The organism is Vibrio limimangrovi (genome assembly GCF_054064025.1).
The window spans coordinates 89117-115625 of sequence record NZ_JBSUGF010000007.1 but is presented as its reverse complement, the minus strand read 5'-3'; the positions used below and the strand labels follow the sequence as shown (position 1 = coordinate 115625).

Annotated in this window: 22 protein-coding genes and 1 pseudogene; 16 read left to right on the top strand and 7 right to left on the bottom strand. The window is 43.8% G+C overall.

Annotation, left to right across the window (positions count from 1 at the left end):
* Nucleotides 1–59 precede the first annotated feature (59 nt).
* Nucleotides 60–653, top strand: coding sequence for a mechanosensitive ion channel domain-containing protein (locus ACWYU8_RS08350; RefSeq protein WP_457518824.1), 594 nt, complete (start codon nt 60–62; stop codon nt 651–653).
* Nucleotides 654–815: 162 nt separating this feature from the next.
* Here ACWYU8_RS08350 and ACWYU8_RS08345 read toward each other — a convergent pair whose 3' ends face one another.
* Nucleotides 816–2441: an ABC transporter substrate-binding protein gene (locus ACWYU8_RS08345; RefSeq protein WP_457518822.1), complete on the bottom strand. Its 1626-nt coding sequence runs from the start codon at nt 2439–2441 to the stop codon at nt 816–818.
* A gap of 130 nt (nt 2442–2571) precedes the next feature.
* Between ACWYU8_RS08345 and mpaA the strand changes: the two genes are divergently transcribed.
* Nucleotides 2572–3282, top strand: coding sequence for a murein tripeptide amidase MpaA (gene mpaA / locus ACWYU8_RS08340; RefSeq protein ID WP_457519563.1), 711 nt, complete (start codon nt 2572–2574; stop codon nt 3280–3282).
* Nucleotides 3283–3519: 237 nt separating this feature from the next.
* On the opposite strand, the gene ACWYU8_RS08335 is transcribed toward mpaA, so the two are convergent.
* From ACWYU8_RS08335 to ACWYU8_RS08325, 3 genes are all read right to left on the bottom strand, one after another.
* Complete coding sequence (locus ACWYU8_RS08335; protein ID WP_457518820.1) at nt 3520–5541, bottom strand: tRNA(Met) cytidine acetyltransferase TmcA; 2022 nt, start codon at nt 5539–5541, stop codon at nt 3520–3522.
* A gap of 119 nt (nt 5542–5660) precedes the next feature.
* On the bottom strand, nt 5661–6635 hold the full coding sequence (locus ACWYU8_RS08330; protein ID WP_457518818.1) for a ParB/RepB/Spo0J family partition protein: 975 nt from the start codon (nt 6633–6635) through the stop codon (nt 5661–5663).
* A 7-nt stretch (nt 6636–6642) separates the two neighbouring features.
* Nucleotides 6643–7860 (bottom strand): ParA family protein, encoded by a 1218-nt coding sequence (locus ACWYU8_RS08325; RefSeq protein WP_457518816.1) that lies wholly within the window; start codon nt 7858–7860, stop codon nt 6643–6645.
* A 1230-nt stretch (nt 7861–9090) separates the two neighbouring features.
* Here ACWYU8_RS08325 and ACWYU8_RS08320 point away from each other — a divergent pair.
* The 3 genes and pseudogenes from ACWYU8_RS08320 to ACWYU8_RS08310 form a co-directional block, all read left to right on the top strand.
* On the top strand, nt 9091–11061 hold the full coding sequence (locus ACWYU8_RS08320; protein WP_457518814.1) for a replication initiator protein RctB domain-containing protein: 1971 nt from the start codon (nt 9091–9093) through the stop codon (nt 11059–11061).
* Between the two features lie 595 nt (nt 11062–11656).
* Nucleotides 11657–11854: a PA3496 family putative envelope integrity protein gene (locus tag ACWYU8_RS08315; RefSeq protein WP_457518812.1), complete on the top strand. Its 198-nt coding sequence runs from the start codon at nt 11657–11659 to the stop codon at nt 11852–11854.
* 245 nt (nt 11855–12099) lie between these two features.
* A pseudogene (locus ACWYU8_RS08310) lies at nt 12100–12534 on the top strand (NADAR family protein); the annotation flags it as partial.
* A 97-nt stretch (nt 12535–12631) separates the two neighbouring features.
* Here ACWYU8_RS08310 and ACWYU8_RS08305 read toward each other — a convergent pair.
* On the bottom strand, nt 12632–13387 hold the full coding sequence (locus ACWYU8_RS08305) for a substrate-binding periplasmic protein (RefSeq protein ID WP_457518810.1): 756 nt from the start codon (nt 13385–13387) through the stop codon (nt 12632–12634).
* A gap of 67 nt (nt 13388–13454) precedes the next feature.
* Here ACWYU8_RS08305 and ACWYU8_RS08300 point away from each other — a divergent pair, with 67 nt between their 5' ends.
* From ACWYU8_RS08300 to ACWYU8_RS08255, 10 genes are all read left to right on the top strand, one after another.
* Complete coding sequence (locus ACWYU8_RS08300) at nt 13455–15359, top strand: ATP-binding protein (RefSeq protein ID WP_457518808.1); 1905 nt, start codon at nt 13455–13457, stop codon at nt 15357–15359.
* Nucleotides 15360–15450: 91 nt separating this feature from the next.
* A complete protein-coding gene (locus ACWYU8_RS08295; RefSeq protein WP_005374484.1) occupies nt 15451–15660 on the top strand; it encodes a DUF3283 family protein in 210 nt (69 codons plus the stop codon).
* 136 nt (nt 15661–15796) lie between these two features.
* Nucleotides 15797–16513 carry a YebC/PmpR family DNA-binding transcriptional regulator gene (locus ACWYU8_RS08290; protein WP_457518805.1) on the top strand — a complete coding sequence of 239 codons (717 nt, stop codon included), beginning with the start codon at nt 15797–15799 and terminating at the stop codon, nt 16511–16513.
* Between the two features lie 318 nt (nt 16514–16831).
* On the top strand, nt 16832–17500 hold the full coding sequence (locus tag ACWYU8_RS08285; RefSeq protein ID WP_457518803.1) for a hypothetical protein: 669 nt from the start codon (nt 16832–16834) through the stop codon (nt 17498–17500).
* Nucleotides 17501–17509: 9 nt separating this feature from the next.
* The gene (locus ACWYU8_RS08280; RefSeq protein ID WP_457518800.1) at nt 17510–18208 is read left to right on the top strand and encodes an ABC transporter ATP-binding protein; all 699 of its coding nucleotides are present in this window, start codon (nt 17510–17512) and stop codon (nt 18206–18208) included.
* Nucleotides 18196–19464, top strand: coding sequence for an ABC transporter permease (locus ACWYU8_RS08275; protein ID WP_457518798.1), 1269 nt, complete (start codon nt 18196–18198; stop codon nt 19462–19464). Before ACWYU8_RS08280 ends, ACWYU8_RS08275 begins: the two co-directional genes overlap by 13 nt.
* Nucleotides 19457–20230 (top strand): outer membrane lipoprotein-sorting protein, encoded by a 774-nt coding sequence (locus ACWYU8_RS08270; RefSeq protein WP_457518797.1) that lies wholly within the window; start codon nt 19457–19459, stop codon nt 20228–20230. Before ACWYU8_RS08275 ends, ACWYU8_RS08270 begins: the two co-directional genes overlap by 8 nt.
* A 19-nt stretch (nt 20231–20249) precedes the next feature.
* Entirely contained in the window at nt 20250–21557 is a 1308-nt protein-coding gene (locus ACWYU8_RS08265; RefSeq protein WP_457518795.1) for a hypothetical protein, read from the top strand.
* Nucleotides 21558–22580, top strand: coding sequence for a sensor histidine kinase (locus ACWYU8_RS08260; RefSeq protein ID WP_457518794.1), 1023 nt, complete (start codon nt 21558–21560; stop codon nt 22578–22580).
* A 21-nt stretch (nt 22581–22601) separates the two neighbouring features.
* Nucleotides 22602–23393 (top strand): LytR/AlgR family response regulator transcription factor, encoded by a 792-nt coding sequence (locus tag ACWYU8_RS08255; RefSeq protein ID WP_457518792.1) that lies wholly within the window; start codon nt 22602–22604, stop codon nt 23391–23393.
* 114 nt (nt 23394–23507) lie between these two features.
* Here ACWYU8_RS08255 and ACWYU8_RS08250 read toward each other — a convergent pair whose 3' ends face one another.
* Entirely contained in the window at nt 23508–24002 is a 495-nt protein-coding gene (locus ACWYU8_RS08250) for a peptidylprolyl isomerase (RefSeq protein WP_457518790.1), read from the bottom strand.
* Between the two features lie 63 nt (nt 24003–24065).
* On the bottom strand, nt 24066–24452 hold the full coding sequence (locus ACWYU8_RS08245) for a thiol-disulfide oxidoreductase DCC family protein (RefSeq protein ID WP_457518788.1): 387 nt from the start codon (nt 24450–24452) through the stop codon (nt 24066–24068).
* Between the two features lie 701 nt (nt 24453–25153).
* Between ACWYU8_RS08245 and gltS the strand changes: the two genes are divergently transcribed.
* On the top strand, nt 25154–26380 hold the full coding sequence (gene gltS, locus ACWYU8_RS08240; protein WP_457518786.1) for a sodium/glutamate symporter: 1227 nt from the start codon (nt 25154–25156) through the stop codon (nt 26378–26380).
* The last annotated feature ends 129 nt before the right edge of the window (nt 26381–26509 follow it).

The following is a 26509-nucleotide window of genomic DNA, read 5'->3' as shown; positions in this document are numbered from 1 at the left end:
TTACTTAGCGAGAAAAATCAGCTATAACAGCCGTTTCGTAAAATCATCGAGTTAAAGAAATGAATGATTGGATCCAATTAGAGCAACTGAGCCAGTATTTCAACGAAGGCTCTCTCGGGTATAAAGTGTTGATGGGCGTCATGGTCCTTATCGCTTACCGGATCGTGAAAAGAATCGCCAATCGTGCCATCATCAATCTGGCATCATCGAAAGGCGTTAAGAAAGCACGTCTGAGCTTTATTCAGCGCTGTTTCAATGTCGCTCTGCTATTTCTGACCGCATCCATCTTCGCGATAGTCACTGGCATTGGCTATGGAGATGTCTCACTGTTTTTGTCGTCTATTTTTGCAGTATTAGGTGTCGCGTTCATCGCCCAATGGTCAATCCTGAGCAATATCACCGCCAGCTTTCTGATATTTTTTGTCTTTCCTTATCGTGTGGGCGACCGAATAAAAGTCGTAGACAAAGATGAAGACATCTGTGGGGAGATTCAAGAAATCAGCATGTTCCATGTTTTGATTAAGCACGATAACGGCAACTTGATCACCTACCCGAACAATCAAATATTACAGAAAGCGGTACTAAAACTGGCAAAAACAAAACCCCTAGCAAGTAAATCGACTTCTCGACTTTACACCCGAAGAAAAAAATAACCTCAATATTAAGATTAAGCCGATGTTTTTACATCGGCTTTTCTTTATCTGAATCAGCGTTACCTAGGCTGAATAGCGGAACTGGCCACTGAACTCAACTTCGTTTTAGGTGTGGTAAACACCTCTCTAGATATCGTTTAGGTGCGTTGTGTTTATTCTGGATTACTTCTTGATGTAAAGGTCCTTTGAGTAAATTCGCCCTTCTACATTATTTTTAGCAAAGCCACCTACGTTAGGACGTACAAGTCGAGCCTGCATGTAATAATAAATCGGTGCGATCGGTACATCAGCAGCGATTAATTGCTCTGCTTTATCATAGTAACTTTGACGCTGTTTCTCGTCTGTAGTCGCAAGCGCATTTTCCATGGCCTGATCGTATTCCTTGCTGTTGTAGCGCGCGAAGTTTCCTGATGAATCAGAACGCAGCAAACTTAAGAACGTAGACGCTTCGTTATAATCACCACACCACGAAGCCCGCATCACATCGAAATCACCTTGCTTACGCGACACCAGATAAGACTTCCATTCCTGATTTTCTAACTCAACGTTGGCATTGAGATTTTCACTCAGCATCGATGCAATAGCGACTGCAATCGCTTTGTTGGATTCACTGGTGTTGTACAGGAGTTTGAAATCCAGTGGCTTATCTTTGCCGTACCCCGCCTCTTCTAATAGCTGACGAGCTTTCTCATCGCGCTGTTGCTGTGTCCAGTGACTGTACTCTGGCTGTGTCGCTTCAAAGCCCGCCGTATATTGATGAGCGAATGTGTAAGCAGGCAAGTTGCCAACTTGAGTGACACCGTCAGTAATCACATCTCGCATTATCGAATAAGAAACGGCTCGACGAACTCTTGCATCATCAAACGGAGGACGAGTGGTGTTGAATGCATAGTAGTAAGTACATAAGAGCGGTACAACCGTGTACGCATCCTGATATTCTTGCTCAAGCTTTTGTGCCAAATGAGTGGGTACATCAGACGTAATATCCACTTCACCAACCACATAGCGGTTAATCGAGGCGTTTTGGTTTTCAAAAGGGATGTATGTCACCTGAGTGAGTTGCGTATTGTCAGCGTCCCAGTAATTTGGGTTCTTAACCAATTCGATGCGCTCATTCACAACCCATTTATCAAGGATAAATGCGCCGTTGCCGACAAACTGTTTTGGATCGCTCCACGGCTTAGCGCTATTTTCCACCGTATCTTTATGTACTGGCATCATCGATGTGTGACCCGTCATCGCGACAAAATAAGGGACTTTGCTATCCAACTCAAAACGCAGCGTATATTTGTCTGGTGCGGTGATACCTAAATCTTCAACAGGTTTTTTACCTTCAGAAATGTCACCAATATTTTTGATGCTAGTCATCTTGAGATACCAAACATTCGGCGAAGCCAATTGTGGATCAACTGCGCGTCTCAAGGCATAAACAAAATCATCCGCCGTCACCGGATCGCCGTTGGACCATTTGGCATTGTGACGAAGGTGAAAAATAAAGGTTTGGTTATCTTTTGTTTCCCACGATTCCGCTACGCCAGGAATAATATTGCCATCTCGATCCTGAATCACCAGGCCTTCAAATAAATCGCGCAGTATGTGCATTTCTGGCATACCTTCCGCTTTGGCCGGATCTAAGGTCGCCGCTTCAGCATCATTGGCGCGAACCAAATATTGCTCAGCAGCAAGTTGAACGCCGTCTGGCAGTGATTCTGCAAGTACAATAGTGGAAAAAAATGGAGTTAAAAGTGAAGAAATAATTAATGCAGTCGATTGTTTTTTAAAATCCATATCGTTTGAGTTCTCCTAACATGTCTTTTGAAGCAAATGCCACAATTAACAATATAACCGTTGACGAAGTGAAACTGTTCGGTTTATCTAAGTAGTTAAATAATATTACTCCATCTATCAGGAGATTATGGTGAGTCTAATTCCAAGAACGGAAAGAGCTGCATTTTTAATTACGCCACAAACCTTCGGAAAATCGGTCCTTGGCGCGCCTTTGCTTTACTTCCCAGCTCAGGTAGAAAGCGCATCTCGTGGGTTAATTTTAGCAGGTACACACGGCGATGAAACGGCATCAATTACTGGATTATCATGCGCTCTAAGAACACTGCCCTTAAACAGTTTACGCCATGATGTCGTATTATCCATGAATCCTGATGGCAACCAACTTGGTACCAGAGCCAATGCCAATCAGGTAGATCTCAATCGAGCGTTTCCGACGAAAAACTGGACTGCACATGGCACAGTGTACCGCTGGAGCTCTCATACCCCAGTACGAGATGTGAAAGTGAAAACGGGTAAAGCAGAACAACGTGAACCTGAAGTGGCAGCACTGATCAATCTTATCGAAGAACGACGACCTAAGTTTGTCGTCTCTTTCCACGAACCTCTTGCCTTTGTTGATGATCCCCACCATTCTGAGCTGGCAAAATGGCTAGGTAGCCAATTCGATTTACCTTTGGTCGAAGATGTGGATTACGAAACCCCAGGTTCATTTGGCACCTGGTGCAGCGAACAAGGACTACCTTGTATTACTCTCGAACTGCCTGCCGTCTCTTCTGACTTAACAATAGAGAAATACCTTCCGGCTATCATTGCCTTGTTGCAACACGAACCTGAATTTTAATTTTTGTAGTCGGAGTCGGTGGTCGCGTTGTGATTTTAAAGTAGCGCTACTTTGTAGAGATGAATTGGCCAGTTTACACTGTAAAGTGTGGATTCAAATTCCCACTCGCCCTAATAAAATTTTTAGTCTAAAAATGGAAACTCAATTTAGATGCGGGAAAGAAAAAGGGAATTTACAGTGTAAACTCCCTTTTTCTTCTCTTGATTATTTACAGTGTAAATTACACCACAACTGGTTTTACAGTGTAAATTGATTCCAAAGTCGTTGGACTTCCTGTCGAATTTCTTGATCTACTTGTTTACGTCCTGTCAGACCAAACTCTTTGGCGCAGAACTCCCAGTCTTGATTTAAAAATAGTTTGCAAATGATTAAGTCTGAAACCGATGCTAACCCGTTATTCAGCAGCCAATGCTGGAGACAAACAAAAGCCGATTCATAGTTCCCTCCTCCCGATGCATAATTTTGAATTAGAGTAAGTTGGCTGATGTGAAGCGACGTAATCGAAACGTGATCTGACATCACGCACCGATATAACGCAGGCTCAAGTTTCGGGTAAATTTGAGAAGCACTCAAAAGAAGAAATTCTCGGCAAAGTTTTTCCGCTTCATCAATCCAAGTTTGCGGTTTATCTGCTAGCTGCCTGGCCATCAACAAGGAGTAACATCCACTTGCTGCATCGCGCTTTGTGCCGAGACGGATCGGCTGATAACCTAGACTTTGCCAAAAATGGTAAAGCTCCTCAGTCAAACCAAAGCTGGTGGAGAGATAAGAGATATAGGCTGGTAACGACTGCTCAAGTTGATTCAGTATTTTCTGACCAACGCCTTTACGTTGTAACTCCGGATGAACGGCTATACGCATGATTCGCAATGTAGCAAGGTGCCCGACGTTCGGCATCCCCAACTGATTAATGATGGTGACGGGTACCAAATGACCAGGTGGACGACGTTTACCAAGTTGGATATCGCCAATCATGCTTTCGTCTAAACGCCCCTCAGTGACAGTAAGCAACACTCCAATGCGATGATTGTTGGAGGTTGCGACATAGATGGCACTGCATTCGTCTTTTAGAAGGTGTAACAAATCATTCGGTGATGTTTGATAATGGGCATTAACTAATAACGCAAAACACTCGCGTAGTAAGTCGGGATTAGACAACAGTTCTTGCTTGGCGATATGGTTTAATTGAACACTCTCGCCCAATACGGTAGGCGGACTATCAAGTTCAGCGTCTAACAGAAAGGTGTCATACAGCCATGACTCCAGAAAATCGCTATCACTCCAACGTATGGGTTGTTGCAAATGGCAGGTTTTCATACCGGGTCTTTGCTCTTTCAACCATTCGACAAACTTGAGAGTAAACCCTCTTCCGCAGCCTTCATAACCATGAATCGTACTAGAAAATACGAGACGGTGATAATGCTCAGTTATCTGCTTTAACATTGGAACTGGGATGGCTGCCGCCTCATCGATAAGTAGTAGGTCGCATTCCGGAGTGGAAGCCAGAAGTTCATCCGGTGCAATAAAATGAATGCTGCCCTGCCCGGTTTCAAATCGGTCTTTACCCAGCCGTTTACCACAATTCAGTACGCGTTGTGCGTGTTCAAAAACAGGTTCTACGGCTTTTAGAGACGGCGCAGTAATGAATACTCGAAGCGGTTTCTCTGCTAATAAATTCGCACATGCAATACCAAGTGCACTGCTTTTCCCTCGGCCACGGTCTGCAGTTAACACTAAAGGTCGCTTACGATGACCTGTCACTACTTTTTCAACGGCAGCAACAGCATGCTCTTGCTGCGTGTACTGGGTATTTTTATCGGTGAGAGGAAGATTAGGCAGTTCAGGTAGTGCTTTGTCTTGTTCTACAACAAGCAATTTTTGCCACTGAGACCTCATCCATTGTTCTGCGTAGTTTGCAGTCTCTTCTTTCCCGACCACGGCAATAAGAAGGCCACCACCAACTAATGAACCAAGTGCAGCGGTAAAGCTATTCGCATCAAAGCTTGTACGTACATCAAAGAGCAAAACATCACACTCTCTGCCGAGCAACATATTTCCTTGTTTCGCAGAAACGCAACATGCATTGTCTAATGACCATTCACCGACACAAAACCAACACAGGTCTTTCTGAGTTTGATAAAACTCTGTAATAAGCGCATCTTGCCAAACGGAGTCGCCTTGTATAACAACGCCGATACGCTGAAAAGATCGATGTGCCTTATGCTGAAGTAAAGAAAGATACTCTATTTGTATGTGCATGCTGTGGACCCAAGGTTAAACTAACAACATGTTATCACAACTTGTTAGTTGTCCACTTCGGGAACAAAAATCTTAGGTATAAAAAAACCGCCCGAAGGCGGCTAATAATTCAGTTTTCGTTACTGCAATTTGCTTTGTACGAAAGAGAGAATTTCATCCATCAAGCTATCATCAACTTTTTTGAGATTAAGAGCGAGATTATTGCCTTTGCGACTGTAACTAACACGACCTTTTATCAGATCGATTTTTTCAGCTTTCTGAGCGGGTTTTACCGGAGCTAACTCAGTAATCCAGTGTTCCAGACTTTCAGTCACTTCTTTTGTCAGACGAGCAACACCCTGCGCTGTGCTACGCTGCCACAAATAGCCTTCAGTTGTACGACACTTATCTAGCAAACCTTGCTGCTGATCCGGGTTTAAATTAGAGAACTGCTTATGCAATTTAACAATCGTCGGACGTCCCAAATCCCCGACATTAGGATACGCTTGTAGCAATTCTAGTGGTAATGCCGCCGCTTTTAACGCTCCACTCACCAGAGCTTCACTACACTGGAACATTTTAGCCAGCGCTTTCTGGTCTTCTGCTTCACCATTGTCTAACTTGGCCTGCATCTCTTTACCTTTCTCGTAAAGAGATAGCGGTTTGTGAGCATTGGCTACGTCAGACAAAAACTTAGCATGATTAGAATTGATGTCGTCGCCAACATAAACTAAGAAATCTTTTTCTGCCAGGATACATGACTTACGGCGACGGCTACCATCTAACACTTCAATCTTGCCATCTTGCGTGCGACGACCAACGGCCGGGTATTGTTGGCCACGCTCTTTTAACGTAACCAAAACATCCGATAAGGCGTGCTCATTCAGGAAAGATTGTTCACGTGCATTCTCAGCAAAAACAGTGGTCTCAGATTCAACCTTATCCGCTGGAATACGAACTAATTCAAATTGAACTGTACTCTCGCCAGCTACTGCCAGCTCGATAACCTGTGCCTTTTCTTTAGCTGCCGTTTGTGCTTCCTGGGGAGTAGCGACACGGCGCTTATTTGTTTTTCCAAATAATTTTGCGTTTAATTCAGACGTTTTTAAAGCCATTTACTTATTACCCCTGATTCAATGACGGCCAATTAGAGTGCAATACGCGCTCTAGTTCCAGTGCGCTCTTATGAACTGCGTCTTGAGCGGTTGCTAGTGTCTTCTTACCACCTTCAAAGTCGCTCACAGTTAGGTCGAACACCGTACTATAGGTATCCGCACAGGTTTCAAAGGCTCGACTGCGCGGGATGGTTGCCATCATAACTTGATCACCAAGAAGATAGTTCATTTCAGTGAGTACAGACACTTGCTTCTTGTTGTCATCTTCAAACATAGTTGGCATCAAGCGAACAAATTCCAGACCATTCCAGTCTTCAGGGAACATTTCGTATACCGTCGGCAAGTGCTGGAAGAAGTTTACGGTTGAAGCCCAGTCAAGACGTTTTGCCGCACATGGGATCAATAATGCATTTGAGGCATACATTGCGTTCCAAACCAACGGGTCGACGTGCGGACCGGTATCAATCATGATGACATCAAAGTCATTGGCGATTTTGTCGATAAGCTGCTCTTTCAACAGACGAACGATGTCTAAAGATGGATCTTCAGATAATGTTTGCCATGCTTCAGCGTTAAACATCGCGTCTTCTGGGAACGCAGAAATCGATTTCAAATTAGGATATTGAGTCGGCAGTAACACATTCTTGTGCAAGAATTGGCGGTCAATCTCTACCCCATCAGGTACGTTGCCTAACATAATATCGACAGCAGAATAGATGTTGTCATGTTCAGCAACGCTGATTTGTGGATTTAGGAACAGGCGTAGTGAACCTTGGGGGTCCAAGTCAATCAAACAGATACGATAGCGTTTATCTAAGTTAAGCGCTAAACATGCCGCCAAATGAACGGCCGTCATCGATTTACCTGTACCGCCCTTCTGGTTTTGTACGTTAATAATCCAAGGCTTATTGCCTGTATTTTTTTTACGCTCATGGAATTTCGGCACCTCTGCCGCATCCATCAGCATATGCGCTTCTTCTAACGTAATGGAATAATGATTGGCATTATTCTTAGTAAATTGATGGCCCGCAGATTCCATTTTCCCGATAGCTTCATCGAGTTTACGGCGCGTCAGTCCCGAACGGGTCTCCATCATTGCCTTAGACATTGGAGGGAAGTAGTTATCACTTCTCTCTTCTAAAACAATCTCAATACGGTCAGCTTGAACCTGCTGTGTCAGTTCCGCTAACTCTTGAAGGTTTTCAATCGTTTTTTCTCTTTTCATGCCAAATTCCGTTGGAAGGATATCTGATTGCAATTGTACAGCAGTAGATAGCAAAAACAACAAAAAGCTGAACAAACATTTTGAATAACAATCACATAAAAAAACATTAAAATCGTCAGTTTCATGATTAACGGTAAAAAACGTATCAAAATTCAATCAAATATTATCGGGATTATGGCTCCTAAACTACCTTACATTTAAAATGTTACGACGTCACTTATTTACATTGTAAATGTTAGTTTTTACGGAACGATTATACTCGCGGACTAAATTACGGATTATGTAAAATCAATTGTCGACTAAATCATGCAGCAAGGCGTTTTATCTAAAATAGAACCTTGATCATGTATCCGAGTCAATAACTAGAGATATAGAACAAATTGCTTGGAAGAATGATCAAGGAACTATCTTGATCATTCTTCCGTGTATAAGTACCAACACGAAAACATGATCAAGGTATAAGAGGAGTTGGGAATGACAAACTAAGTAGCATGGAGGTGGATCCATATTACGGAAATATGATCAAGTATGTCGTTTTCACGGAAGCATGTAAAATGACCTCTACTTTACGGTTGAATGCAGACAGACAGGGGCATCTGAGACAGGAAAGACGCCAAAATAGCGGAACGATAAATTTAAGACGTTAGCAGCGTTGACTTATACCATCATGATCATGCTTCCATAAGTTTCCTCGTAAGCTATATTTACACATTCACAAAAGAAATGTGGTGCCATTTTAACCACATGAATAATTTACCAGCAGAATTTAGCGTGGCACACGCATCTATACTTGTCTTGATCATCGATCCGAAGGGAAATAACAAGGAAAAGCTTGATCGGTTAACACATTGAATTACACACTAACCCCTGACTTCTGTGGATAACCTGTATAAACATCATGATCATCGTTTCAACATCATTTTGATCATCTTTTCAGAAACTTATTGATCATGCTTGCGGAAAAATATGATCATGCTTTCACTCATGTGTTGATCATCGTTTCGTTAACTTCATGATCATACTTCCCAAGGCTCTAAAAAAAATTCATTTAATAACATTAACTTATGGAAAAATCAGTGCACAGATCATTAGATCATATAATCAATTAAGATCAGAATAATCAAAAAGATCAGTTATTTAAAAAACAAGATTTTTTCTTTATTTATGATCTGTTTTTCTTTATTCTTCGGAACAATAGCATAACTACGGCTAGTGTGATCTGGATCTAAAATGACGGCTGATGAAAAAATTCTGATTAAAGCACCAAGAAGCCATAAAGATGGCCATCTTTTTGAAGTACATGAATCTTCTGCAGATTGGGTAGAGCAGTACCAGCATTTCAAAGGGGTGACCAAAAGCATCTTAGAGTTGCTTAATCTGATCTCATTAAGAGGTTTCAGCAGCAAAGATGGATTCGTATCCACCACTGAGATTGTGGAAGCAACAGATGGTCAATTGACCCGTGCCGCGCTTCAGCAACGCTTGCGAGCAGCAGTAAACATCGGATTATTCACTCAAACCCCGGTTCGTTTTGAAGAAGGACTAGCCGGGAAAACCATGTTGCATAAGTTTGTGAACCCAAATAAGCTCATTTCCGTTTTGGGTGCAACCAGCTTAGTCACTGAGAAAGTTCGCCAAAATGAAAAGCAAAAGCGTTCAAAAGCATTAGCTCAAACGCAGGTTAATAAGCGGTTGTTGAATGAGCATGGCTTAAATACGCCACCAACAATGAAAGATGAGGCTGATCAGTTTGTGGTATCACCGACAAATTGGGCAGGGATCATTGATCAAGCGCTTGCTCCACCTCGTACGCGAAAAAGTTATCAGAAATCTATGGTTTCGATCTCCGGTACCAAAGCCGTGATTGAAACACGATCATCTAAAAATATTATGACAGTTGATGATCTGATGACCCTTTTTGCCCTGTTTACTTTAACCGTGCAATACCACGATCATCATAAAGATCAATACCATCTCGATGCTGCACATGTACCGAATAAAACCCCGTTGTACATTACAGATATCTTGTCGCTAAGGGGGAAAAAGGACAGCGGTCCCGCGCGTGATTCCATTCGTGACAGTATTGATCGAATTGAATTCACCGATTTCCAGTTGCATGAACTCACCGGGCGCTGGCTAAGCGAAAATATGCCGGAAGGCTTTAAAAGTGATCGATTCCGTTTTCTGGCTAGAACGATCACCGCATCGGAAGAAGCGCCTGTAGAAGGCATTGATGGTGAAATCCGGATCAAACCCAACTTGTATATTTTGGTTTGGGAACCATCATTCTACGAAGAGTTACTTACTCGGGACTACTTTTTCTTGTTCCCGCCAGAAATTCTTAAACAGCATACTTTGGTTTTCCAGTTGTATTCATTCTTCCGCAGCCGAATGGTACGTCGTCATACTGATTGCATGTTGTTAAGCGAATTGAACCAAAAGTTAGCACGCAATATCGAATGGCGCCGATTCTCCATGGATCTGATCCGTGAGCTAAGACGATTATCAGATGGCAAAGGCACGGACGATCTTTTTGTAGTCAACTTGTGGGGTTATCATCTGACGATCGAAACCATGGTCGAGAACGATAGGGCAACGGATTACCAGATAGACATCAAATGCGATGTCGAAGAAGTCTTACGATACTCAAGAGCACGCACAACGAACGCAGGAAAGCGTAATATGGCTCCTACGCTGCCAAACCCACTTCGTAATGAGATGGTATCAAAGCAACAGCTAGAAGAGCTCTCAGGCATCATTGACGGCGAATTTGAGCCTATTCAACGTAAAACACCGTCACCTCGTGGAAATTTGGGACGCAGGGTGAAGCAAAGAAAACATCTGGTCGAGATTAACGCAGATGAAATCACTATTACTCTGTCCAAATATACCTCTCCAGAGGCCCTGGAACGCAGTATAGCCGCTCTTTCAGCAATGACTGGCCATTCTTATGCATCAATTAAGGAAGAGTGTTCTGAGTACATTGACAAGCTTGATTGGCTAAGAGTCGGGGATGATCCTGTGCCTTATGAGATTCTGAGTAAAACCGTTGAGCTGTTTAATTCTCAAAATGATATTAAACATCTGACCATTGAACGGCTGATTGCAGGACTTGCGGTTCGTCGTAAGGTTTGCAGGCAAATCTTTGATGGTCATATGGACGAGATGGTTTACCGGGCTCTTGACGAGATGGCCATTTAATCGTTGTCATCGACAGGAATGAGTGACTTATTGATTTTAAATGTAATCATCGATGCCACTGATAAAAAACAGACTTAACTCTTACACATTGATGACATTAGATACTGATGTGAGGACTAATCTCTATCTCGAATAGACAACCTTTTGTCCTTTCTGATGATTAATAGATAGGCTCATATATTGTTACATTCATTCTGAATAGACTTCGCGAGTTTCTCCTAAGGAAGCTCGCTTTTTTTTATCCAAAATTCAGCGCTGTTGCACTTACCTTGATCATTCTTCCAGATCAATAAAGCATAACGTGTCATGCTTTTGCGTCCGTACTCAAGCGAAATATGAAGAAAAATATAGGTTTGGAGGGATTAAGATTTTTTTCCGAATAAGTAAAAATGAGAGCTGGATCAGCACACTTTTCTTAGGGGTAATCATTCAAATTTAATCGTAAATTTCGCCTTTGGCAAAGTTTAAGTGATGAATCTATTAATGAGTTATCGAAAGGTCGGGAATGGTCACATTTCCCTATCGTTTTTCTTACCACGCCCCTTGGGGTTTGCTATAGATTACTCATCGAAAACATGGTGTGTTCGGAGGAAATATGTCCATTAATTCTATCGACCATGAAGAGATGAGTAACATCGCTCACAAATGGGAATTACCTGAAGAAGAAACCGTTGTGCAGCCAGAGAAAACACTGAAATCAGCAGAAGCCAGAAGACGCATTGAAGCACTTCGTGAAATTCGTGAAAGCGGTTTGACGATTGAAGAAGCTAAAGAACTGGGTTTGATTCACTGATTTGTTCCCTTAGGTGCCACAATGAACTACTAGGGTAGTCACGAAAGACTACCCTTTTAATTATTCCTCAGTGTTTTTGTTCTCTTCTGAGAGAAGCGTTCAAGATCAGTCAAATTAGCAACTCACACAAAATAGCCACCCATCTTCTCCGATTCATTGACAACCTAATCTTGCGTTACTAAAAGATATATCAATAACGATATGCTTTTTATTGAATATCGTTCCCGTAATACAGGAGCGCATGTATGGTTGAGCAGATTCTTTTTTACGAGCCGGATGAACCCCATGGTTTTTTATCCAATTTTTGTTGTGCATCGATAACGGTTCATCATCAAGCTTGGGCCACCAGCGAGCATTATTATCAAGCACAGAAATTCTCGGATATTGCAATACAACGCCAGATTCAACGTGCTCCAACTCCGGATGAAGCGTTCTCACTCAGTCGTAAATACGCGCATTTGGTACGCCGAGATTGGGATGAAATAAAACTATCCGTCATGGCTTTTATTGTGCGAGAAAAATTCAGGCAACACCCCAAATTGGCGAGTCAGCTCATCAAAACCGGAGATGCCAGCTTGACGGAACATTCACACAAAGATGAATTTTGGGGCGATGGAGGTGACGGAAAAGGTCAGAATCACCTGGGTTCGATTCTGATGCAAGTTCGTGAAGAGCTAAAGATTAATCCGCTTGATAATCTGTAGCTCTCGATAGCGATCCCAAGTTATTCCAACCTTAGAGAGAGGTTTTACAAGCCTCAGCGAGGCGGGAAAAGTACTAGAGATACTTGTTAATGATTTTATCAATCTCTCCTGATGTTTTTAGCTCGGAGAGTCGTTTATTAATAAACGATTGCAGTTGCGGATTCATCTCAGATGAGAAAGCAAGGTAGATGGAATAGTCGGGAATGATCGAACTGAAAGGCTGGATTTGGTATTCCTCTAATGGTAAATCCAGGCGTTTCAAGTTGTAGAGAACGCGTGATTCCATTTCAACAAATGCGGTGTCTTTGGGGGTTCTCTGTACGACCCGGTAAGCCGCATCATAATCTTTAACACGCATCTCGTTCACCGTACCATTTTCAAAATACGGCATTAAGTCAGGGTAATCAAAACCGAGCAATAGTACTATCGAACGACCGCGAATGTCCTGAATGTTGTTAAACATAAAAGGCGCTTTGTTACTGGATACCAATACATGTTTTACAGTGTAAATGGGTAGAGTAGATAAATTTTCAGATTGGACTCTTCCCCAATTTGGGCTGCCAAAAGTGATCCAGTTTGGCGTTTCGCTGGCTTCTAGCAGAGAAATCATTCGATTAAAGGGGTAGGTGTGGTAATTCAGATGGTAATCTGAATTGACAAAAATAGCGCTGACAATATCTGTGACTATACCAGAGTGTTTTTGTCCATTTTGCTCGATTTGAAACGGCCTGGCTTGCTCTGCAATGACGTAATAATCCACTTCTTCAGCAGACGCAAATGCGCTTAACACCATGAAACTACATGCCAATCCACGCAACAGTACGTTCATTCTACCCTCGATTATTGCTTACCCGTGACTATATTTAGAGTAGCGCAGTTTATTGGAGCAAATCTAGATGGGGACAAAAGAGAGAATTCAACGTCGGTTTAGTATCGGAAAACAGCTCATGTTGGCCGTGCTAATGCTGAGTTTGATCTTTACGATGATCATCTCCTCTATAAGTTTGTATCGTGGATTCAATGAAGATTTAGCCCATTTAGCCACGGATTTGATGCAGGTCGAATCGAGCTACCTTTCCAGCCTTTCCGCCAGTTTATGGGTCGAAGACAGAGAGTTATTGCTCACTCAGGCTCATGGTGCGATGAGATTACCTTCGGTCGACTATCTGCGTATCGCCACAAAGGATGAAGTTATCGTCGAGCTAGGAAAACGGCTCACAGAAAGAGTGGTTGAACGCAGTTGGCCAATGCAATATCAAGTCGGCGGGAAAACGTATGATCTCGCCGAGCTTGTTGTTCAAGCTGACATGAGGGTGATATATCAAAATTTATGGCAAGAGTTTTTTTTCCTCGTCATAACAGAAGCGATCAAGATCTTCGTTTTAATTGTGGGGGTATTGTGGGTCGCGTTTCGTTTGTTGGTAAAACCTTTGCAACTATTATCCGGAGCGGTAAGTGATTTTCGGGGGGGTAATGCGCCCAGTCCTGTGACTTTACCCAAGCGTTGGTGTTTCGATGAAATCAGTGTCTTAGCCGAGAAATACAATCGAAGCGTAAAAAGAATACGTGATCACCAAGTCGAACTCGAAACCGAGCGTGATAAAGCGGAAGTCGCGAACCGTAAGAAAAGCGAATTTCTTGCCACGATGAGCCATGAAATACGCACGCCAATGAATGGTATAGTCGGAGCAGCATCGCTGTTGAAAGACACGCGTCTGGATAAGTCGCAAAATGAGTTTGTCGAAATCATCGATAGTTCATCCCACTCGCTTATGACGATCATTGACGACATACTCGACTTCTCCAAAATTGAAGCGGGAAAAATTGAATTAGAATCAACTGCCTTCAATTTACGTCACCTCCTGGATACTGTGCTCAGTATGCATTCGATGAAAGTACAGCAAAAACATCTGCGGTTATTGAGCGAAATAGACTCTCAACTACCAATAGAAGTGAAAGGGGATGCTGGACGTTTAAAGCAAGTACTGAATAATTTGCTAAGCAATGCTACGAAGTTTACTGAGCATGGCTACATCAAGTTACAGGTTTCACTCGCGTATCAGGAAAATGATCTGGCGTACGCTTCTTTCTCGGTCGTGGATACTGGCATTGGTATCTCTAAAGAACACCACAAAACGGTTTTTGAGCGCTTTCAACAGGCGGATGGCAGTACTACACGAAAATATGGTGGAACGGGGTTAGGGCTCGCGATAGTAGCGCAGTTAGTCAATATCATGGGTGGCGAAGTCAGCTTAACCAGTGAGCTTGGATTGGGTAGCCGGTTTGAATTCACCATTCCTCTTAAGGTGGTAAAAGAATCTATTACCGCTAAACCTCAAAATGTTTTCGACTTTCCGCACTTGGAGGGCATTGACCCGGAAGCACCATTAATCGAATCCCCAAAAGTGCTAGTTGTAGAAGACACAAAGGTGAGCCAGAAAGTCCTGCGAATCATGTTGGAAAAGATGGATGTACGGGTCAATGTGGCGAACAATGGAGACGAAGCGGTTAAACTCTGCCGTGAGCAGAGTTTTGACTTAATCTTTATGGACTGCCAAATGCCAGTAATGGATGGTTTTATTGCCGCTCAGAAAATCCGTCAGATGGAAGAGTGGGGGAGACGTGTCCCAATAGTGGCGTTGAGTGCAAATGTGCTGGAAGAAGACCAGCAACATTGTTTCGATGCTGGTATGGATAGCTTTGTATCTAAGCCAGTAACACAGGAACGATTGAAACAAATATTTGAACAATACCTGCCAAAAGCATTGAAAATTGATGTTAGCCCGAAATCAGTAACTTGAAATTGATCAAGTTAAGTGCGTTTCTATTCTGCAATTCCAAGTCGGTATGCTATAGTGCGCGGCTAGTATTAAAAGTACCTTGAGGCTGTGAATGTCGTTTAATCTATCCCTATTGCCGCCTGACGAAAAAAACAAAATCGAGCTGGATAAGCAAGCCTCGTTTTTGGTTTGGAAACTCAGGGAGGCCAAGTCTGGTCCTGAAGCAATAGAAGAGCAACTGTCTAAGATTAACGATGCTGATGAAAAAGCATTTTTCCAGCAATCGGTTGAAAAGTACAAGCGAGTAATGGGTGTCGCGTAACGCGACTCGTGGCTCTGGTGACAATCATAGCGGCGAATGAAGTAACTTCCCCATTCCTCGGCAAAGCGACAATTGAAAAGGTTTCGCTTTTTGCTAAAATCCTTCGCATTAAATTTGAATTTAGAGAGACATCCCGATGGGAAGAAGTTTTGAAGTGCGCAAAGCCTCTATGGCGAAAACTGCAGGCGCAAAAATTAAAGTTTATTCCAAATACGGTAAAGAAATTTACATGTGCGCGAAAAATGGTGGTACTGACCCAGACATGAACTTGTCTCTTCGCCACCTAATCACGAAAGCGAAAAAAGATCAGGTGCCTGCGCACGTTATCGAAAAAGCACTAGACAAAGCGAGTGGCGGCGGTGGTGAAGATTACCAACCAGCACGTTACGAAGGCTTTGGCCCTGGCGGTACAAGCGTTATCGTTGACTGTCTGACAGATAACGGCAACCGTACTTTCCAAGATGTTCGCCAGTGTTTTGTAAAAACAGGTGCGAAAATTGGTGTTGAAGGTTCTGTTTCTCACATGTTCGATCACCAAGCGGTATTCCAGTTCAAAGGCGATGATGATGAAGTCATTCTGGAAACACTAATGATGGATGATGTTGACGTAACCGACGTTGAACTAGAAGATGGTGTGATCACTGTATTCGCTCCTCATACAGAGTTCTTCAAAACGAAAACCGCTCTGAACAACGCATTCCCGGATCTTACTGTTGATGTGGAAGAAATCACTTTCGTTCCTCAAACTCCAACACCAGTAACGGGTGAAGATGCTGAAAGATTCCAGAAGTTCTTAGACCTTCTGGATGACTGTGACGATGTTCAACAGGTTTACCACAACGCAGAGCTATAATTTATAGCATTCGCAGTTGTATGAAAGGCTTCCCTCGGGAAGCCTTTTTTGATCGTGGCGATTTTTCAGTGTCACTGATTGAGAAACTAAAGAGTCCATCACTCACATGGAATGACTTAGCTACCTAAAATTATCCACTGATGTGTGTCCTATCAGCCAACCAAGCATTCAGTTTCTGGGCTGAATCGATTAAAGCCATTTATCCGCGTTAAATCCCATTCATTCCGCAAAAAGACCATTGGTCGCATATCTCAGCAGGGGAGGGGGTCTTTGCTTAACCTGAAACCATCTAATCACGTTTTAATAAGGACAGTTACCATGATGGTTTTCAACTCGCACTTAGCGACAGGCTTCAAATTAGTCTTTACCTTATTTTCCGCTTTCGCACTGAGTAGTAGTTTAGCATTTGCCAACCCAACGGAATCATTACTGAATCGATTTAACCAAGCCGAGCAAGGCAATTCAGGTTTGGTAGATAGCGTTCATGACGAGCTATCTGAACTTCTTGAGGAACAAGGGGCGACACCACTGACTCTGGTATACCTCGGTATCACCGAAACGCTGCAAGGTCGTGAAGCGTTTATGCCGTGGAATAAGATGAAGTTCACAGAGCACGGCCTGACGACTATTCAAAAAGGGTTGGATTTAATGCTCAACCAGCCAATACCCGTTCACGAGCAACAGCGCTTACAAGGCCTGCCGGAATACCATCTAGCAACCGCGATGGCGGCAACAACTTACACCGCACTGCCAGATATGTTTAACCACTTCGAGCGTGGCTATGAGATGTACCTTGTTCTTCTGGATGAGCCGAGCTTTAGCCAACAACCGTTCGCAGCAACCGCATGGGTTTATCGTTATGCGATTGAAGCAGCGCTGCGTGCAGAAGATGTTGAACAAGCCAAAAAATGGTTCATGCAGATGGAGCAGCTTGGCGACAACAACCTAGAAACGCAAACGGCAAAAGCCTTGCTGGCGAAGCATTAAGGAGCCGCTATGATTATTTTCAATCAACTCAGCCGTGATTATCTCTTAGGCAACCAGACAGTTCATGCGCTGAGAGAGGTGTCAGGGAAAGTATTTGCCGGAGAGATGGTGGCGTTGTGTGGTCCTTCTGGTTCGGGTAAAAGCACGCTGCTGAATATTTTTGGCATGCTTGATACCTTGTACGGTGGGGAAGTGACATTTGAGGGAAACGCTTATCCTACCGGACAAATGCAGGCCGCTAAAATGCGCCGTGAAAAGCTCGGTTTTGTATTCCAGAAGTTCAATTTAGTGCCAGTGATGACCGCGTTGGAAAACGTTGTCTATCCGCTGCATCTCAACGGTTATTCCAAAGCTGAACAAACCAAACTTGCCAGCGAAATGCTTGAACACGTTGGTCTGGGAGAGTTCATTCACCATATGCCAGATAACTTGTCGGGTGGTCAGCAGCAACGTGTTGCTATCGCGCGTGCTTTGGTTCACAAACCGTCATTGGTGATTGCTGATGAACCAACCGCCAGTCTGGATAGCCAAACTGCCAATAAGGTGATCGACATTATGAAAGGACTAGGGCACGAAATGGGCACCACTTTCATTATCGCGACTCACGACCCGCGAATGGCATCACGCTGCGATCGTACCTTTGAGTTGGTGGACGGAAAAATTACTCACGCGCATCTTGGTGCTGAGGAGGTTTCATGGGCAAGTTAATCCCAGCTTCGGTTCGTCTTGCGTGGCTGAACCTTCAACGTAACCGCCGCCGCAGCCTGCTTTCGATGCTGATTATCGCGATTGCTGTATTTGCGCTTACCAGTGCGGGCGGCTTTGGTCTCTACACTTATGACAGCTTGAAAGAGTCCACAGCGCGCGATACCGGGCATTTAACTCTTACAACGCCAGGTTATTTTACTAAAGAGGAAGAAATGCCCCTCAGTAACGGTCTGAGTCACTCTGACGATATTACTAAACAATTGATCGGGCTAAATGAAGTCAGAGGTGTGCAACCGCGTGTGGAGTTCAGTGGATTGATTTCCAATGGCACCAAGTCAGCCATTTTTATCGGTATCGGAGTGAATGAACGCGAGTTCGATATGAAAGGGCCGTTCCTGGATGTACGGGAAGGGCAGACATTGTCAAATATCCATTCTGCGCGGTATGACCCTATGGAGCCTGAAGTGATGCTGGGTCTGGATCTTGCCAATAACCTGAACCTAACTGTGGGCGACTGGATCACCTTACTGGCGACGACGACAGACGGGGCGCTAAACGCTTATGACTTTAAGGTTCGCGGCATCTACTCAACGGGTGTTCCAGAGTTAGATAAACGCCAACTGTATGTGAACATCGATAGTGCGCAGTCTTTGCTTGGATCAGACAAAGTCAGCACGTTATCGATCTTTCTGTTCGATACCAATTTGACAGCCAAAGTAGAGAAGCAAGTGACGATGATCCTTGCAAATCAAAAGCAGCACTTCGGTAACCAAAACGTTGAAATCACACCATGGCAGGAACGCGCATTCTTTTATCTCAAAGTGAAGGGCTTGTATGACCGTATATTCGGCATCATGGGGGCGGTAATGGCTCTAGTGGTCTTTGTCGCGCTGTTTAACACTATGACTATGTCCGTCACTGAGCGCACGCGTGAAATAGGCACTTTATCTGCGTTAGGTAGTTACCCGCATGAAATCATTGCCAGTTTTTTAAGAGAGGCGGGGCTGCTTGCTGTGATTGGAAGTGTAATTGGTGCGTTCTTTACCGCCTTGGTTACGGTTTTGCTCATGGTGGTTGACGTGCAGATGCCGCCACCGCCCGGACGTACGGACGGATATCCACTCACGATTTACTTCTCTTGGGAGCTGGTTGTAGTTGCAGGGGGCGTAGTACTGATGATTTGTCTGGTTGCGGCGCTTTTCTCAGCACGCAAAGGGGTGAACAAGCCTATTACGGAGGCACTGATTTATGTTTAAATTCAAACAGATATTGCTACTGATGCTTTTGGTCATGAGCGGTGCCGCCATGGCGAATGGTCAAGCGTTGGATAGACAGCAAGTGGAACAATTAATAGAAAAAGCTGACGGTTACCGCTTACAGGATCAATCTTCCAAAGTGGTCTCTTTGGTTCGCTTGTACCAAGATCAAGCGTTGGATAAGACCCGCCTATACCACGTTTATACTCGTCCGAACCGAGAGTCTCTGGTGGTGTTTAAATCGGCCGTCGAAGCGGGGCAAAAAATGTTGATGATGGGCGATAACTACTGGCTGCAAATGCCCAAAAGTCGCCGCCCGATCCGTATTACACCAATGCAAAAGTTACTGGGTGAAGCTTCAATTGGGGATATCTCAACGCTCACCTGGAGCCAGGATTATCAAGGTGAGTGGAAATCGACCGAAACCCTCTCTGTGAACGGTAAGAGCATTCCAGCTTACCATGTCGTTCTGAACGCCAAAACAGCAGGCGCGAGCTATCAGAAAATTGATTTATGGTTAGCAAAGCACGATGCGTTTCCAATCCAAGCTGATCTTTATTTACGTTCAGGCAAACTCGCTAAGCAAGCTCGATACAGCCGAGCGAAGAAAAATGGAAGAGATTATGTCAGCGAGATGACCTTGCTAGACAGTATTCAACCAAGCAAAAAAACCGTGATTGAGTATCAAGAAATCTTGCCATGGCAACTGGATGACAAGTTCTACAGTCCTAGCTATTTACCAAAAGCGAATACCTCACAATTGTAGGTCGTTGCAAGGAAACAATATGAGATGCCACACGGCTTACATTGCGAGCCTTTTCGTCTGGGCTTTCGTTTCTCCCGTTTCTGCGAATAACGAACTGAGTTTTGAATGGGATTGGGCACTAAGCTACGAGACAGCTAAGCAACGCGATACCAATTTTATTGTTGCGCAAGTTGACTCTCACGCTTCGCTCAATGCACTGCTCGACGTACAAATTAACTACCAAAATATCAGCGGATTGTTCACGCTCTATAGTCAAGGTCTGTATTTGAATGAGAAAGGCAATAGCGAGTGGGGGAGTGAGGCCAGCAACCAACTCTTAGTCCGAGAACTGGCTTGGCAGGGCGAATGGCAAGTCCGCGATATCACTCTCGATGTGAACTTGGGTAAATTGCGTGTCGATTGGGGCATCGGGTACGGCTATCGTCTTTTGGATTTGTTCAAACCATACCGACAAAATCCAATAGGCTTGGTTGCAGAAGAAGGAGCGGGTGTTTTTTCTATTTCGCACTACGACATAGCAGGTGAATGGACGTTGATCGCCACGGACTCTGGTTGGGGGCAACAAGATCGAAGCGCGTTAGATAAAGCGGCAGAACAGCAAGGCTTTGGCGTGCGTAGATATAAGCTGGTGGACGATACGGAATATCAGTGGATTGGTTATTACGACGATGTGAGACGTGGCTTACTCGGAGCCAGTGCGATTACCGTTTGGGACGAGTCCATTGCCATGCACAGTTCGCTGCTGTGGCAAAAGCAGAGTGTCGGTTATCAAATTCGTGATCAGCTTGATCAACCAGTTTCTGTTAAGAAGCAAGGCAGCGCATTTCAGGCACTGTTCGGACTGAACTGGGCCAACCAAGCAGGACACAATGTGATCGCCGAATACTGGTATGACAGCCGTGCGTGGTCTAAAAGTGAATGGAATAAAGCGATAAGCCGTGGCGAAGTATTCTTGCAATCGCCCGCTACCAGACCAATTGCAAGCAGTTACGCGCAAGGTCTTCAACATGCCAACATTGTTCAACATAACCTAATGTTGCATTGGCGATGGGATATTGAAGCCTGGGCGGTGTGGCGCGGGGAGACCAATATGACAGCACGCATGGGATGGTTAAGCGATGTGACGCCAACGCTCGATGTGATGCTCTCACCACAAGATGGCGGTGTCATTGTGACGCAATGGCTCAATTATCAATGGATTGATACCGGCGATCAAAGCGTAGAACTGGAAGTTGCTGCACGCTTTTTATTTGGAGACGAGCAATCTGCTTACGCTCAAATCAACGATAAGTATATGATTGTCTTCAATATCAAAGGGAAGTTTTAAATGTTTTCAGCGAAGTTAATGGATAGAGGTGGGTGGCTACGAAGTATTATAGAGACCACTCTATTCTGCCTCTTTATTGCCGTAATGACACTTTTTGTATGGGGCGACCCGTTATACATTCATTTGCTGGTTAGCTTTGGCTTTGGCTATTCGGCCATTTTCTTCTCGTGGCTGATCGACAAACTCTTCCCGACCATCCCGCGTATGATGGAAATTTCTATATCTCTCAGTGCATGCTTGTTGTTTGGAGTGACGAATGCGCAGTTTTGGCTTGGCGACTATTTCGGTATATCAGGCATGCTGTCTGTCGGTCTGATGGGGTTATTGTTCAGTGCAATGTGCTATTTCTATTTTCACTCTCGAGAGAAACAGGCTATTGCCCAGCGTGAATTAGAAACTATTAAGCGCGAGAAAGCTGAACAAGAACGCGCGTTAGTACTTAGCCAACTGAAACAGATGCAAAGCCAGATTGAGCCGCATTTCTTGTTTAATACGTTGGCGAACATCAGCGCACTCATGTCACAAGATGTTGATAAAGCTAAACAGATGTTGGAGCAGTTAACCGCGTTATTGAGAGCAACATTGAAAAATTCACGTGAAGCACGCACCACCATTGAAAATGAAATTGCGTTAATTGATGCGTATCTCGCGATTCAACAAATTCGCTTAGGTGATCGCTTGAGTTACTCCATTGAGGTGGAAGACGGATTAGGGCAAATAGAACTGCCCCCAATGATGCTGCAACCGTTGGTGGAGAACGCCATTATTCACGGTATAGAACCGAAGCGAGAAGGGGGAGAAGTGAATCTGCGGATCAAATGCGAACATCAGTTGCTTCAGGTTGAAGTCAGAGACACGGGGGTTGGTTTGAATCATGTGAGTCAACACTGTGGATCGGGCATCGGGCTGAACAACTTAAAGCAGCGGGTTGATGCTCTCTATTCAGGAAAAGGTTTGGTGTTGATCAGTGAGCCTGTTGAGGGTGGTGTGAGTGTCCGTTTAAGTTGGCCAATAGAGTTGTAATCATAATCAAGGAAGTAGGAAATGAAGACGGGAACTACTGCAATTATTGCTGACGATGAGCCGTTGTTAAGACATCATTTGGATAAAAGTCTTGCCGAAGCATGGCCGGAACTGGAAGTGATCGCTAAAGTTGCCGATGGTGAGCAGGCCTGGAACGCCATACAAGAAAAACAACCTGACATTGCCTTTCTTGACATTCGTATGCCCATTTTAGACGGGGTGACTCTGGCGCAAAAAATCAATTGTATGGTGGCTCCACCTTTGATTGTCTTTGTTACCGCATACGATGATTACGCTATTAAAGCGTTTGAACAAAACGCGGCAGATTACTTACTCAAACCTATCTCTGATGCTCGTCTGCAAACCACTTGTGAGCGAGTTAAAACTCGCCTTGCCAAACGAGGGCAAGATAACCGCAATATGCATCTGAATGGTTTGTTAGAGCAGCTTCAGCAATTGTCAGCCCCCCAAACGCCACAATACCTGCATTGGATTAAAGCGACTCAGGGAGAAGATATTCATCTGATTGCCACTTCTGATGTGCTCTATTTCAAGGCGGAAGAGAAATACGTTTCCGTCTATGCGCAGCGAGGGCAAGGAGCGGTTCATGAATATTTGATCCGCACATCGTTAAAAGAGTTGGTTCAGCAGCTTAATCCCGAACAGTTTTGGCAAGTCCATCGCTCAACATTGGTTCAGGTTTGCAAAATTAATAAGGTAAATAAAGACATTGCAGGACGAATGTTTGTCCATATCGGCGATAAGAAGCTGGCGGTAAGCCGTGCCTCGCAAAGTTTATTTAGAGGAATGTGACTGTTACTCAGCAAGGCACTGCTTATTCTTTACACTGTAAACCCGTTCATTATTTCATTAAATAGGTACTAAGTATGCTTGTGAAAGGACAGTGCATCTTGGTGTCTGACAGGCTTATTCACTTACCGTCACTTTTTCGATAATGATGAGTTCACAAGGCACGTCATCATGGCCGAGTTTAGAGGTGGTTTTCACTTTGGCGATACGATTCACTACATCCATACCTGCCGTAACTTTGCCAAATACAGCGTAGCCCCAACCTAGGTTTGTGGTCGCTGTATGGTCGAGAAAGTCATTATCTTCCAAGTTGACGAAGAATTGTGCCGTTGCGGAATGTGGCGCATCCGTGCGAGCCATAGCGATTGTACCGATGGTGTTTTTTAAACCGCGATTTGCTTCATTCGCAATTGGAGCGCGAGTTGGTTTCTCGGTCATATCCTCAGTGTGACCGCCGCCTTGGATCATAAAGCCATCAATGACACGATGAAAAATCGTTCCGTCATAAAAACCGTCTTCACAGTATTTCTTAAAGTTTCTTGAGGTTACTGGTGCTCTTTCGGTATTCAGTTCTATTTCAATATCACCGAAATTAGTGGTCATAATAATCATGAGGCTTTCTCAAATGGATTCTGTTCGTCAGGAATTATATCCCAAGTGATTCTAAGATGCGTATCAGCGTGAGCACTGATCGGTACTACAACGAGATCTACCTGTCAGCCAGTAAGATATACGATATCTGTTGTTAGCAAATCTTAGATATAACCAGTCGGCAACAGGTTTGATTAGAGACCAGCGCAATGGCGCATAGAGCCATCCTCGACCTACAAGTTGCCAGGCGCGATAAGTGACGTCTAAGCCAAGGAGCAATGTTCCATTGTCGTCTATCGCATGAAGTATGGTGTTGGCACGTGCTGCATCGATCTGCGGGTAATACGTAAAGTCGTCACTAGAGATATCGACAGTTCGGATATATTGATGTGTATCTTGCTGCTTTAATGCCTTCATCTCTTTGGTGCAAAGCGGGCAAGAACCATCAAAAAATATGGTGAGTTTTGTCATGGATGCTCCTTATTTTCATCAGCAAGATTAGTTTTGGTTCAGTGCTTTATACGTCGTTTTAGTGTCTTTGATTTTATCCAAATTTACGTATTTATTTGCAGTGTTAGAACGATAGCTAGTGATTAATTATTAGCGTAAAAATCATAAATACTATGAATGTGATTGAAATTAAGAAAAATGTTGGCGATATGCTATACTACTGCCTCGCTGCAGCGATTACTTTTTGGCATTTGCTTGAGAGTTCCCTTGGATTCGGCTCGTTTAAATCATCTTGAGTCAGAGTGAATATACTACGATAGGGACAAGCAACCCCCCAGTTGTTTAACTGCGATCTCAGCACTTTATCGGCTACAGCGACAAGGTACTTGGTTCAATAGAGAATGGAATATTCTGCTTAATTTTGGGAGCCCCCGTGGCTCAGAATGCTCTGTTTTTAAGTTTCTCACAACACCCAGCGATTGATGACTACTCAGCTAATGTAAACGCTTATAAATGAGCGTTATAGGCTATTTTTCCGTATTGGATCTGGCTTTCTGCGAAGCTATTACGGTGGAATCAAGTCTTCAATTTCGTTGCGGATATATTGGTGTGCTCGCTTGGATCGTTGCGGAAAATTCAGTGAGAAAATTGGCTATAGGACCAAGGTTAAACTAATACTCAGTCATTATGGAGGATGAAGAGAACAACAAATAAGAGGCGATATGAATCATATAATATCTGTAGGGGCTTTGGAGTCCTTCATGGTTGCGATCAGTGTGCTTTTTCTCGGGCATTTTGTTAACGCTAAGCTGCCCGTTTTAAGTAAGTTCAACATTCCAGAGCCTATTGTCGGCGGTCTTATCGTAGCCTGCTTTATTACAACACTTCATTTCTACGGTATCGATTTAGAGTTCGATCTTCCGTTACAAAACACCTTCATGCTGATGTTTTTCTCAACGGTTGGCTTAGCGGCCAATTACACTCAGTTAATGAAAGGTGGCGCTAAGGTTTTTGTCTTCTTGGCCGTCGCTTCGTTCTACATCATCATTCAGAATGGTGTGGGTGTTTCTCTTGCCACCGCATTGGGTTTAGATCCATTAATGGGGCTTATCGCTGGCTCGATTACGTTATCTGGTGGCCATGGCACGGGAGCGGCTTGGTCACAAACCTTCCAGGATGTATACGGCTTAAATAATGTACTAGAAATTGCGATGGCGTCGGCCACATTTGGTTTGATCATCGGTGGTATTATCGGCAGTCCGATGGCAGAGCGCTTGGTGGATAAGCATGGTATTGAATCGGAATACGGTCGCAGCGCAAAAACGCATGAAAAGTTCCCGGAATTGGTGACTTACAACGAGTACGAAGAAGACAAAGTGACGGCGAAAAAAGTGGTCGAGAAGTTATTTTTCCTGCTTATTTGCGTAACTGGTGCAAAGTACTTAGAACAATGGGTGAGTACATTCGAAATCTCATGGTTGATGATTCCTGATTTTGTATATGCGTTGTTTATTGGTGTGGTTGTTACCAACTTCCTGGAAGTGACTAAGATTCGTAAGTTGGATGCAGAAACGGTCGATATGTTAGGTACGGTTTCTTTGTCACTGTTTCTGGCAATGGCACTAATGAGCCTGAAATTATGGAATATTTTTGACTTAGCGATTCCATTCTTGGTCATTCTGGCAGTGCAGTCGGTCGTCCTCGCCATTTTTACTTATTATGTCACGTTCAAGGTAATGGGCAGCAACTATGATGCCGCGGTTATTGCTGGTGGTCATTGCGGCTTTGGTTTAGGTGCAACCCCAACAGCAGTAATGAATATGGGCTCTATTGTTAACCGCTACGGACCTTCACCTCAGGCATTTATGGTCGTGCCGATTGTAGGGGCTTTCTTTATCGATATTGTTAACTTACTCATCCTGCAAGGTTATATCTCTTTCCTTGGCTAGGTAGAAAAATGATACCAATCACAGTAAGTAAGTGATCAGAAATAGCGTAGGAAAAATGCTTGAGAACAAGGCATAATTTTTCGATAAGTAGTTATTCTACAATCAAAAATTGTAACGCAGTTATCGAGT